Here is a 12577-nt window from a genome sequence, read left to right on the forward strand (position 1 = left end):
AACAGGTGAGGTTTATGAAGATCATTACGGGAAAATGTACGATGACTACATGCAAGGTAAAGCACCTCACTAGAATAATCGTAATGACATTCGCTTTATTCTCCTCATTTAATTCATTGGCAGAAGAAAATAATATGAAAGTGCAATCATTATGGCACTTTGCTACACAGCTTAAAAATACAGTAGGGCAAGATGTAGAGAAACTCGATGCAATTATCCCCGGCAGATTTGTGCGTGAAGATCCCAGTATTGCGGAGAGATTAAAAGCAGAACCCTTCACGATTGACGGCGGTATTGAAATCAGAAATATGAAAGTCCGTCTTGATCTGCACAATCCGGGAAAGGTTTATATCATTTCTTATGATGTTGCGAATGCAAATATTTTGTTAGAGGACGTCCGGAAAACCTACCCGCAATTAAAGTTAATTGATGTGCCGCGCGGGCATTCAGAGGATGAAACTTTCTCCTGGATCACCCCACTTGATGAACGGGGTAACGCCATCGGATTTGGTTTTCCTTATGCCCAACCCTCTTATTTAAAAAATATGACCCTCAGGAATTTTCAGGATTAACTTATGCAATACACCCTCCAGGAAGGTTCCTTTTCATTATTTCCTGCCGGTTGGCAGGACACCAGTATGACCATGCTTCGCGATGAAGAGAGTGGCTTATCGCTGATCGTCAGCCGCGGTGCGATCCCGGACGGCAGCGATTTTGAGAAAGAGTTTTATCGCCAGTGGGACGTACTGCGTACGCAAATGGGTGACATCGCACAGAGCGAATTCGCACGTATCCTTGTTGGCCGCGACAACAAAACCCGCGCGGTGGAAGTAGAAACGGTGTTTGCACGTAACGGTCAGCAAGTCTGGCAAAAACAGTTTGCTGTTCAGGCGCCGGGCGCGGCGGTAGTGATGATCTTTACCCTTTCGGCACTGCGCGCCTTTACCGGTGAAGACGGCGAGCGCTGGGATGCCATTAAACACAGTCTGACGCTGCACGAATAACGGAATCGGTAGCATGAGCGACAAACACGCGGCCCGTCAGGGCGATGAAATCATTCACTCGAGCGTTTTCGCCGATATCACCAGTATCGTTGCTGAAGGTGTTGCCTATGCGGCGATTGGTTCGGCGGTGGCGTTTGCGGCGGCGACTGCCGCGCCTTTACTGGGTGCCGGTGCGGCCGCTGCGAGTGTGGCGGCGATTGGTTCCAGTTGCCTGCTGAGTGGAATTGTTGGCGGTATTCTCGCTAACGTCGCCGGGATCACCGACGACATCAGCAATATGGCCAATAGCCTTGGCGACGCGCTTTTCCCGCCGTCGCCTGCGGGTAAAATCGTTACCGGTTCGTCCAACGTGTTGACCAATAACAAGCTGGCAGCGCGAGCCGCCGGAACGTTAACCCCTGCGGATACACCACCTGCCGAGCCGCAATCTCCCGCCAGTTTCGCCGATTACGCCGGAATGTTACTTGCCGGAGCAAAACATTTTGGCAGCGAAATGTGGCAGCCGACTGTCGGGTCAGCGGACGCTGGAACCTCGCCGCTGGAGCAGGACAAAGTGGCCTGCGAGAAGCATTCCGGGCCGCAATACCTGGCACAGGGTTCGAAAAGCGTGTTTATCAATGGTCAGCCTGCGGTACGCGCGAAAGATAAAACCACCTGTGAAGCGACAGTTTCGGATGATGTCTCGCCAAATGTGATCATTGGCGGCGAGACCCTGACGGTGCGCGATATCAAAAGTGGCAAATTACCCGGTTTAGCGGTGGCGATGATCGCGTTGTCGCTTATTCGCGGACGTCCCGGCAAAATTTTAAAAAATATGCCCTGTGCGCTGGCATCCGCAGGCGGCGGTATGCTAGCGGACATGGCGGTGAATGCGATCTTTGGCTCATCGCACCCGGTGCATGCTGCCACCGGTGTGAAAGTCCTCAATGACTCTCAGGAACTCGATTTCTCACTGCCGGGGCGCTTTCCGCTACGGTTGCAGCGCAGCTATAACAGCCTGACGTCACGCGCCGGGCTGTTTGGTCTGGGCTGGTCGACCGTTTTTGATAGCTATCTGACGCTGACGGGCGATGAAGCCTGTTGGTTTGACGAAACCGGGCGTGAATTGCGCTTCACTTTGCCGTCGGTTGATCACGCGATGTACAGCATCAGTGAAGGGGTGATCATCCGGCGTAATGATAATGGCGATGTGGCTATTGCTGATGATGACGGCGCGGTATGGCGTTTATTCAAACCCACGCGCGCCAACCCGGCGATCCTGCGCCTTGCGTCACTCAGCGATGAATATGGCAACGCGCTGGAAACCGGCTGGGATGAGCACGGGCGTCTGGTGCGCCTTCACGATGCGCCCTGCGCGATAGATGTGACGTTCGCTTATGACGACGCGCGTTTTGCGCAGCGTGTAACCTCCGCCAGTCATTTTGATGGCGAACACCACTGGCCGCTGATGCGCTGGCATTACGACGCGCGCGGTCAGTTGGCGACGGTGACGGATGCCAGCGGGATCGTGACGCGCGAGTATCGTTATAACGATGACGGGCTGATGGTCTGGCACCGCGCCGCGGGCGGGCTGGAAAGCGAATACCGCTGGGCGATGTTTGATCACTGGCGCGTGGTTGAAAACCGCACCAATACCGGAGACGGCTGCCGCTTTGCCTACGATCTTGATGCCGGGTTAACCACCGTTACGCACTATGACGGCCAGACGCGTCAGCACTTCTGGAATGCGCAGGGGTTGATTGTACGTTTCGTTGATGAGCGCGGTGAGAACTGGCGTTTCGAATGGGATGACAACGAACAATTAACCCGCCGTATCGATCCGCTCGGCAATGCCATGACCTTCGTTTATGACGAGATGGGCAACCGGGTTCAGGAGATTGACGCCGACGGCAATGAACGCGCCACCCGGTGGCTGGAAAACCGCGCGTTGCCAGCGGTGATAACTGAACCTGGCGGCAGTACAACACGCTTTTTTTACGAGCCACATTTTGGTCTGGCGCGCACTGTGGATGCGCTGGGGCAAACCACGCTCTGGCATCGCGACGAGTTTGGTCAGGTTATCGAAGAGGTGGATGCGGCAGGTAACAGCCGTCGCATGGAGTACAACGATGCCGGCCAGATTATCCGCGAAACGGATTGTTCCGGGCATCTCACTCGTTATCATTACCATCCTCTCGGCTGGCTGGTGGCGGTGCAGGCGGCGGACGGGGAAGAAACCCGCTATCACTATGATGCCGCAGGTCGCCCGGTGCAGCTTGAGCGGGCAGAAGGCTGGCTGGAAACGCTGCGCTGGAACGAACAAGGGCTGCCAACAGAACATGAAGCGGCGGATGGCAGTCGCAGCGCGTTTCGTTATGACAACACCGGGCGACTGGTGGCGACGCGTAACCATCTTGGGGAAGAGATCCGTCGCAGTTGGGATAGCCGTGGCCGCCTGGTCGCCCTGCATAACGAGAACGGGGAAGCCTACCAGTTCCGTTGGGGGGCGGATTCCCTGTTGCTGGAAGAGCAGGTGCTGGATGGCGTTGTCAGCCGCTATACCTACGATGCCTGCGGACGCACGTTGTCCCGCACTTTTGCCGCCGGGCACCCAGAGGCGATTACCCACCGTTTTAGCTGGAGCGCGGCTGGGCAGTTGCTCGCGCGATCCACACCGGAAGGACAGACACGCTGGCGCTGGTCTGCTGCGGGATTTCCTGAACGCATTAGCCTGCATCCCGCGCTTGATGAAAACAGCTGGAGCGCCGAAGCGGAGCAGGAGCTGAACTTTACTTTCGATGCGCTGGGACGCGTGACCAGTGAGCAGGGGGAAAACGGTACGCTCGGCTGGGGCTACGATGCGCTGGGTAATCGCACCTCGTTACAGTTGCCGGATGGCCGTGAGCTGAAACAGTTCTATTACGGCAGCGGGCATTTGTTGAGTATTGCGCTGGATAACCTGCCGATCAGTGATTTTGGCCGCGACACCTTGCACCGGGAAATTAGCCGCACGCAAGGGCTGCTCACCACCCGAAGTGATTACGATCGCCTTGGACGCCTGCATCGGCGCGACATCTTTAGCGGCAACGCGCAGCGTCCGGCACCACGGCGCTGGTCCCGCCGCTGGGATTATGATCACCGCAACAACCTGGTGCGCGAAGAGCGGGACGATAATCCGTTTAACTGGTATCGCTGGAAATACGACGATGCCGGGCGTTTGCTGACCCAGGACGGTACCCTGCCGGGGCAGGAGCAGTGGCGCTGGGATGCGGCGAGCAACCCTGTCGATACAACGGTGCAGCACGCCGTGCGTCACAACCGCGTCACGCAGTTGCATGGTATCCGCTGGCAATATGACATCCACGGTCGCACCGTGGAGAAAGATAACGGTCAGATACGCTGGCGCTATCGCTATGATGGCGAGCACCGGCTGACGGAGGTCATCAGCCAGCCGCGTGACCGCAATAAGCCGCAGGTACAGGTCAGTTTTCGTTATGACCCGCTGGGACGACGTATCAGCAAAACACGCCGCCAGATGCGCGCTGGCCAGCCGGTTGGGCAAAGCGTTACCACGCGTTTCGTCTGGGACGGTTTCAGGTTATTACAGGAAATTCAGGACGATGTGCCGCTGACTTATGTTTACAGCGATCAGGGCAGTTTCGACCCGCTGGCGCGCATCGACGGTATTACCAACCCGGACGTTTACTGGTTCCACAATCAGCCAAATGGCACGCCGGAGCGTCTCACCGACGCGGAAGGTGAGTTGCGTTGGGAAGGGCAGAATAGCGCGTGGGGTAAACTGCTGCATGAAACACCGCTGCATGCGCCGGAATATGCCCAGAACCTGCGTATGCAGGGACAGTACCTGGATCGCGAAACCGGCTTACACTACAATCTGTTCCGCTATTATGACCCCGACTGCGGGCGCTTTACCCAGCAGGACCCGATAGGGCTGGCGGGGGGGCTCAATCTTTACCAGTATGCGCCGAATGCGCAGGGATGGGTGGATCCGTGGGGGTTGAGAAGGTCTTGCAAACCGAGTAAGCCGACAAAAGCAAATGACCATAATCAGGCCGCATTTGGTCGACAATGGCAAGGGCATGGAGCGTATAAAGGTCGTGATTCATGGTCAAATACCATGCTGAAAGAAGGTGAGATAATTTATGGTGGTACACCGGGGCAGTCGGGGTTCTATTTCGATAAGGCAACTCTTGATGCTGCGGGTGGAAGCAGGAGTAAATTGTGGCAAAGTTTACAAGTTTTACCACATCGTGACTTTGGCTATCGTGGTCAGATCCAGGCCTACCGTGTTAAACGTGTTGCGATTGCTGGAACAGGAAAAGCTTTAGCTCAGGATAAGACTATCTTTGGTCAAGGAAACGGGACGCAATATTTTATATCAAACTATAAAACCGTGCTTGAACCAATTGGCCTTCCGTTTAAATTAGGAATGTGAAATGAACTTTGATAGTGATACTGGAATATTAGAAGTTAATGAAAATTTAACTCTTTCACCTCAGATGACAAAGAAAGACATTCTATCGCAAAATGTTTTATGGGATGAATGGTTTCCCAAAGTGGATGATATGATTTTTAACTATCGAACAACTATAGATATTAACCAGAAAAATAAAAAAGAAAAAGTTACTGTTATTATTTATTTCGATGGGTTTTCCGTTGAAACCGCTGCTCTGAAAGGTTGGTTACTAGCTCCAACTCAAAAATTTTATGGCGTACAAAAAAAAGTTGATGGGAAATTGACTAAAAATCTAAGAGCCTGGTTTCAGGAGCAAACAAATCATTTATTACCGCTCCAAAAAAAATGGGGTGATATAGATGTGTCATATGATCCACATAACCAGACTGCTGAGATTGTATGCCATTACCGTCGCTAATTAAGTAAAGGAACTATGCCAATGTGGATATTTTTTTCACTAATTGTGTAGTTGCATGAAGTTGACTATTTAGCAGAGCGAATGTTTGGTATCCTTACTCTACTGCTAAGTACATACCACGGACTCTATAATAGAGGGATGAAGTGAATAGCGACGAACTCACTTATCTTCAAGAATTAAAAAATGATGATTCTGCTTTTGAATTTGAAGATGAAACCTATGGTGTGATTCGCCTTAAAACAATTTATCGTGGTGAAGGGTTATACTTTCAGCTAAATGACAGAGCACTAATTTGCGCAATCTCAGCACGAGATGCAATGTTAAGTAAAAAAAGCATTAAACGCTGGGATAACGGAAAAGTAATTGAAGAGCAAGAGCGAGATACGATCCTGGAAATCATTAAATGTTATTATCCAAAAGCTTATTTAAGTGAGTTGACCGTTATTTGAACAGATTGCGATTTCAATAAGTTGCCAATTGCCGATCCCATGTTGTGCCACAATACTTTTTGAGTGTTCATGCCAGATTTTTTTTCCTGATCAATAAATGAATTGTATATTATTGATGCGTTTATCATGGGGTCGTCTACTGGGCTAAAAGTAAATTTTGGCTTTAGTATTTATCATTCAAATATCAATCAAATCATAATTAAATTATTTGAATCAAAAAGTGTCACTCGGAAGGTTTTGTAGTGGAAGTGTGCCAAAAATACAGTAGATTGGTAGACGGTTTTATTATGATTAATGAAGTCAAATTACATGTAAACGCTATTTGTTATTTGTTGCAAAATAATGGAGAGAATATCTTGGCTCAAAACCTGAACCTACTCATTTCGACTGCCGATGAGGATCCTGATAGGTTTATCGATAATATTAAAAGACTATTTGGCGGGATGGGAAGTTTAAATGATGTGGTTTTTAGTCTAAATGGTAAGCCACTGATAGAGGAAAATAATCAACTTGATGAATTGCGGCGGAAGTTATATGAAGCTTGCTTTTATTATAAATAGAAATCTTAAAAAAACCATGCAAACTTATCTAGCATGCCTCATATGCGTAAAGGATTATGTGGCATGACTTTGAATTCGCTAATATTGTTCGCAGGTTTTTAAGAAATGCAAAAATTAGAGGATTTTTATTCTGGTGATGACCGTTGGCAACGTTATGTTGCGTTTTACAATAAAGATTATCTCGATGATAATGCTAAGTTTTTAGCTAATAGACTTAATGGGTCTCTGGATTTAGCTGTAATTATTTACGGTAAAAGAGGAATTAAGGAAGGTCTCTGGTGGATTGAGCAGCACGTTCCGATGCTTAATAATCTTAGGCCTGTAGATTGTCTCGATGAGAAGCAAATGATTTATCGTTTGAGGGAATGCCTAATGAGAATGCCATAGCGTAAGTTTGATTTGGTGGTTGCCTGTAATTCTTGTAAATAAATTCTTTTTGTCCCATGTGTTTTTGAGAGCAAGGGCAGATAATATTTCACACGACCTGCTCTGACATTCGATTATGCAGCGATTTTAGGGCGTTCAGAGCTATATTTTGACCCTCTGCGTCAAATAATTAAGATTACATGGGGTGAGAGAATTAACTGGTCGAATCAATTTTTGCTGTCATGTATCTAATGTACGCTGGAGTGTGATTTTGACAGATTTACTGAGTCGCTTCCCGTCGTAATTTTCAATCCTTGCTTTCGGCTTATCGACATGCTTGTAACGAAAAAAATGATAATTAATACGTTATTTAGCGGGTGCAGCTTTGCTGTTTTATATAATAATCAGGGGTGTTTATGGCTGGAGTGAACGTTATTCATAAAGAAAAGGGCGATTTCTTTATTTTGCAAAGCGATGATAAATATCTTATCTGCATGATTTGGCCCTATAACAGTATGTGGGATGTGCAAAAATGTTTTATTCTCGAAAATGCCGAGTTAAGTCGATATAGAGATTTTCATGAGATGGTCGCATTAGCCAAAGATATGCGCGACAATTATGATAAATACAAGCATCGTGAAGTTCCGGTTCCTGAGTTTAAAGTGCGCTAAAACGGATGTGAATTAACTTTATGCGAATTTTTTTTACTGGCAACGTGCGTTTGTCGATCCTTTTCGTTTACTTGTTCTCTTTTTTCTCATTTGGCGCTGCTGCGGTTATTGATATTAACCATTTTGACACGCTCGAAACGGTCGAAAATATCACCGCAGATAAGCAGGTGCAGGCGTCGTTAAATAATGTCTTGGGGCCAGATTACGCTGCGTTTATGGGGAATTTCGATGTGTATGGCGAACCGCGACACACTGCGGATAGCGGGTTGTTCGTTGAAGGCTGGCTGAAAGATCTCTATCTGGAAAATGCCTCCGCATTTGTGATTTACCCGGATGGCAGGCTTTCTGCCGCATGGGTATTACCAACGGCATCGGTTGCACACTATAAAAGCAACACAGGCGAAAAACGCATTCCTGACGCGCTGCAACAATGGGTTAGCCGCTTTCAGGACGTGTCGTTTAACACGCCCGCGGTTAATCAAACGGCTGAGACCTTCGTTGATTTTTTTGAAACCCCGAAATTTAAGATAAAAGTGGTCACGGTGTGTGGTAACGGCGCGAATTGTGACGAAGCAACGTACTACGGCGTGCGTAAAAATGATCGGGCCGACGTCAATCTGCACGGCTTTGCGGTGCGGAAATCTTGTGAACAGTCAATCTGTCCTGTTATTACCTACACCTTTAAAAACGGCACCACCACTTATCTGCTGAGTAAAATTGATAACAGCTTAACCGTGATACAAAACAATAAAATTCTCCTTGATGAAAAAGGTATTTGGAAAGCACATGAGTAGATTCGCATTCCATGTCACCGTACGTTCCAGCGGAGCAGGTAATAGTGCTGCAAAACGGAGAAGCGTTGAGGGCGTTATTGAGGGGAATTATTTCAGCCATCACCTTTTCGCTGCTGAATTAACCGTATGAGAAAATGCGCATGGATCTGTTAACCCGTGAAGAGGGCGAAGCGTTACTGCTCAAATTTCTCACCAGAGCGCTCAAAAATCCGTCGGATATTGAAACATTAATAGCAATGGCCAGAGAACATCCATCGACTATTCCCATGAAAGGGATTATCTACCAGTACGATCGCATGGAAAAAAATGCGTTATCGAAAGCGGATCTTGACGACCTGTCGACCTTGATGTTTTTTTACGGGCCTTAAGAATCAACTCATTTTCTGTGATGCTGAAAAGGAACGGACGCACGTTATGCACGCTATTCATCCAACTCATCAGCGGCTTTATTTTGTCGTGGCGAGCTTTTTGCTCTCCTGTTGCGCCAGCGCCGCGTCGGCAGCTGATTTTTCCGGGCAGTGGCACGGCAGTGAAAACAACGAATCCACATTAACACTGAAATTATCCCAGCAGAATAACACGCTTACTGGCTCGTATTGCTTTATTACTCAGCGCGGTAACCGCATCGATTGCCCGGATGAACAGCAGGATAACCTGCGCGGCGAGGTTAAAAATAATACCGCCATCGTTACGTTTGATTCGAGCTTTGGCGGTAAAAACGGTAAAGCCAGGCTGGTTATTAATGATGACAAACTGGCGTGGCATCTGACGCAACCGCCTGAACACGGTGATTATTACGCCCCGGAAAATTACGCGCTGGTTAAAGAGACCGTTCACGCTGGCGCGACCACGAAAATTATCCGCACGGATAATTTTATGATTGCGATCCGCAATAATTGTGGCGCGTTTACCACGCCTTGCGATGATCTGCTTTATACCGGTGCGCGAAACCGCGATAGCCAGCAGATTAGTCTGCACGGTAAAACGCGGGTGGATGATGCAAACCGCGTAATTGGCGCAGAATTCCGCAATGGGAATGTGCTTTATCTTGTCGATTACAACCCGCCGAAACTGGTGGTGACTCAGGCGGGTAAAACGCTTGTCAACCAGGCGGGTAGCTGGCTTAAATAGCGCTTCTTCTGACTGGCTATGGAAAGGTTAATGCGTCGAATATTCCCTGTTTTTGCGCTACTGCTTGGTTTTGCTGCCCAGGCGGCGCAAACGTCGCTGACGGAAAACGACTTCAGCGTGGAAATCAATAACCAGGCTATCGCCCTGGGGCAGGACTGGGATCGCAATCTGATGGCGGCACTCGGGAAACAAACCAGCGAGGATTTCGTCGGTGAAGTGCCATTTGGCGAGGAAAACTATAAGTTTTACCGCCACATTTTTCCGGGCTTTGATATCTACAGCGCCAATATCGACTGGCAGCAACGCGGCAAAAGCGTCGACAGTTACGTCATTGGGCAGATAACGCTGCATTCTCCCACATTGCATACCGCGCGTGGTGTAGCGCCCGGCGATGCAAAACAGCGCGTGATTGAGCAGTATGGCGCGGGTGAAACCGATACCAGTGATGGCGAAGAATGGATTATGTATTCACTGGCGCACAAAAATATCGCTTTCGATGTCACCGGTGGCAAAGTGCAGGTCATTAATATCAGCACTGGAAATGACTGAACGGGCGACCTGAATAGTGAATTGCCAGGCCGGGTGACGACAATGAAAATCGACAAGCTCATTAAGAAACGCGTGATGCTGCACGATGGCCTGGAAACGCGCTTTTTCAATCAGCATGTCGAATTGATTTGCCCGCGTTGCCAGACGCCAATTGAGCCGGATCTCTACCAGAGCGGGGATTTTGCCCGGCTGCCAGAGCACATCCAGGCCGCGGTGGCAGCAAGAATCAAAGCCATTACCTTCAATCCTGAGGCTTATACGCGTTACTCTGCGCCAGAGGGGTCGCTTTTATGTTCTGTGCATAGCTGTGAAGACGGGCAGGGGAAAACGCTGGTTATCTTCAGTTATAAAGAGCAGCAGCCTGCCCGTTACATTGCCACGCTTTATGCGCTGCTGGTGGTTAGCGATTATGAATAACGCGCGGCGGAAAGCATTGCAGTATCTAAAACTCGTAACCACCCGCTGATATTCGCGCAATAAAAACCCCCGGTCGGACACTCCGCCGGGGGTTTTTCACATCTTACTTAACGCTGGTTACAGCCAGCGCACTGTTTGTTCTGGATCTGCTGGAAGAAGTCGTTACCTTTGTCGTCCACCAGAATGAACGCCGGGAAGTTCTCCACTTCAATTTTCCAGATCGCTTCCATACCCAGTTCCGGGTAAGCCACGCATTCAAGACTCTTAATGCTCTGCTGCGCCAGTACGGCAGCCGGGCCGCCAATACTTCCCAGATAGAAACCGCCGTGTTTGGCACAGGCATCGGTCACCTGCTGGCTGCGGTTGCCTTTTGCCAGCATGATCATGCTCGCGCCGTGCGATTGCAGCAGATCCACGTAGGAGTCCATACGCCCGGCGGTGGTTGGGCCAAGCGAACCGGAAGCATAACCTTCTGGCGTTTTTGCCGGGCCGGCGTAGTAGATCGGATGATCTTTCACGTACTGCGGCAGCTCTTCACCATTATCAATCAGCTCTTTCAGCTTCGCGTGGGCAATATCGCGCGCCACGATAATCGTGCCGTTCAGCGAAACGCGGGTTGATACCGGGAACGCAGAAAGCTGCGCGAGGATTGCTTTCATCGGCTGGTTGAGGTCGATTTTCGCCACATCGCCTTCACCCTGCTGGCGCAGCTCTTCCGGAATATACTGCCCCGGATTGTGCTCCATCTTCTCGATCCAGATGCCTTCGCGGTTGATCTTCGCTTTGATATTACGGTCGGCGGAGCAGGAGACGCCCATGCCGATAGGGCAGGAGGCACCGTGGCGCGGCAGGCGGATCACGCGGATATCGTGAGCGAAATATTTACCGCCGAACTGCGCACCAAGGCCAAGGTTCTGCGCTTCTTGCATTAATTCCTGTTCCAGTTGAACATCGCGGAACGCCTGACCATGCTCGTTACCTTCAGTCGGCAGACCATCGTAGTAGCGGGTGGAGGCCAGTTTCACCGTTTTCAGCGTTGATTCAGCCGACGTACCGCCAATCACAAACGCGATATGGTAAGGCGGGCAGGCTGCCGTGCCGAGGGTACGCATTTTCTCAACCAGGTAGTTTTTCAGCTTCGCCGGGGTAATCAGTGCTTTAGTTTCCTGGTAGAGATAGGTCTTGTTCGCTGAACCGCCGCCTTTGGCGATGCACAGGAATTTATACTCGTCACCGTCCACGCTGTAGAGATCGATCTGTGCCGGCAGGTTAGTGCCGGTGTTGACCTCTTTATACATATCCAGCGGCGCATTCTGCGAATAACGCAGGTTGTCTTCGGTGTAGGTGTTGTACACGCCACGCGCCAGTGCGGCTTCATCGCCGCCGCCGGTCCACACGCGCTGACCTTTTTTACCCATGATAATTGCCGTGCCGGTGTCCTGGCAGGTCGGCAACACGCCTTTGGCGGCGATTTCGGAGTTACGCAGGAATTGCAGAGCAACGTATTTGTCGTTTTCGCTCGCTTGCGGGTCATGCAGAATGGCGGCAACCTGCTGCTGGTGGGAAGGACGCAGCATAAAGGAGGCGTCATGGAACGCGCGTTGCGCCAGCAGCGTCAGCGCCTCCGGCTCGACTTTCAATACTTGCTGGCCGTCGAAGTCGGCAACAGAGACATATTCACGGCTCAGCAGATAATATTCCGTATCGTCTTTCGCCAGCGGGAACGGGTCCTGATAAACAAAGGGTTTGTTCGACATAGCTC

Annotated in this window: 14 protein-coding genes; 13 read left to right on the forward strand and 1 reads right to left on the reverse strand. The window is 50.0% G+C overall.

What is annotated here, in order from left to right:
- Positions 1–14: 14 nt before the first annotated feature.
- From JKP81_RS04380 to JKP81_RS04440, 13 genes are all read left to right on the forward strand, one after another.
- Positions 15–572: a hypothetical protein gene (locus JKP81_RS04380; RefSeq protein WP_234455472.1), complete on the forward strand. Its 558-nt coding sequence runs from the start codon at positions 15–17 to the stop codon at positions 570–572.
- Between the two features lie 3 nt (positions 573–575).
- A complete protein-coding gene (locus tag JKP81_RS04385) occupies positions 576–1004 on the forward strand; it encodes a DcrB-related protein (protein ID WP_200550719.1) in 429 nt (142 codons plus the stop codon).
- Positions 1005–1017: 13 nt separating this feature from the next.
- Complete coding sequence (locus JKP81_RS04390) at positions 1018–5439, forward strand: RHS repeat-associated core domain-containing protein (protein ID WP_200550720.1); 4422 nt, start codon at positions 1018–1020, stop codon at positions 5437–5439.
- A 1-nt stretch (position 5440) separates the two neighbouring features.
- Positions 5441–5878 (forward strand): hypothetical protein, encoded by a 438-nt coding sequence (locus JKP81_RS04395; protein ID WP_200550721.1) that lies wholly within the window; start codon positions 5441–5443, stop codon positions 5876–5878.
- A gap of 143 nt (positions 5879–6021) precedes the next feature.
- Positions 6022–6327, forward strand: a complete 306-nt coding sequence (locus tag JKP81_RS04400) for a hypothetical protein (protein WP_200550722.1) — start codon at positions 6022–6024, stop codon at positions 6325–6327.
- Between the two features lie 287 nt (positions 6328–6614).
- Entirely contained in the window at positions 6615–6887 is a 273-nt protein-coding gene (locus JKP81_RS04405; RefSeq protein ID WP_200550723.1) for a hypothetical protein, read from the forward strand.
- A gap of 105 nt (positions 6888–6992) precedes the next feature.
- Positions 6993–7274 carry a hypothetical protein gene (locus JKP81_RS04410; protein WP_200550724.1) on the forward strand — a complete coding sequence of 94 codons (282 nt, stop codon included), beginning with the start codon at positions 6993–6995 and terminating at the stop codon, positions 7272–7274.
- Between the two features lie 395 nt (positions 7275–7669).
- Positions 7670–7924: a hypothetical protein gene (locus JKP81_RS04415; protein ID WP_200550725.1), complete on the forward strand. Its 255-nt coding sequence runs from the start codon at positions 7670–7672 to the stop codon at positions 7922–7924.
- A gap of 20 nt (positions 7925–7944) precedes the next feature.
- Positions 7945–8718 (forward strand): hypothetical protein, encoded by a 774-nt coding sequence (locus tag JKP81_RS04420; protein ID WP_200550726.1) that lies wholly within the window; start codon positions 7945–7947, stop codon positions 8716–8718.
- Between the two features lie 140 nt (positions 8719–8858).
- Positions 8859–9086, forward strand: a complete 228-nt coding sequence (locus JKP81_RS04425; RefSeq protein ID WP_200550727.1) for a hypothetical protein — start codon at positions 8859–8861, stop codon at positions 9084–9086.
- Positions 9087–9132: 46 nt separating this feature from the next.
- On the forward strand, positions 9133–9849 hold the full coding sequence (locus JKP81_RS04430; RefSeq protein WP_200550728.1) for a hypothetical protein: 717 nt from the start codon (positions 9133–9135) through the stop codon (positions 9847–9849).
- 30 nt (positions 9850–9879) lie between these two features.
- Complete coding sequence (locus JKP81_RS04435; protein WP_200550729.1) at positions 9880–10398, forward strand: hypothetical protein; 519 nt, start codon at positions 9880–9882, stop codon at positions 10396–10398.
- 42 nt (positions 10399–10440) lie between these two features.
- Complete coding sequence (locus JKP81_RS04440; RefSeq protein ID WP_200550730.1) at positions 10441–10815, forward strand: hypothetical protein; 375 nt, start codon at positions 10441–10443, stop codon at positions 10813–10815.
- A gap of 107 nt (positions 10816–10922) precedes the next feature.
- Here the strand turns inward: JKP81_RS04440 and fumA are convergent, their stop codons facing one another.
- Positions 10923–12572: a class I fumarate hydratase FumA gene (gene fumA / locus JKP81_RS04445; protein ID WP_017457049.1), complete on the reverse strand. Its 1650-nt coding sequence runs from the start codon at positions 12570–12572 to the stop codon at positions 10923–10925.
- Positions 12573–12577: the final 5 nt, after the last annotated feature.

The sequence above is a fragment of the Kosakonia sp. LAM2021 genome (assembly GCF_016620385.1).
Lineage (GTDB): Bacteria > Pseudomonadota > Gammaproteobacteria > Enterobacterales > Enterobacteriaceae > Kosakonia > Kosakonia sacchari.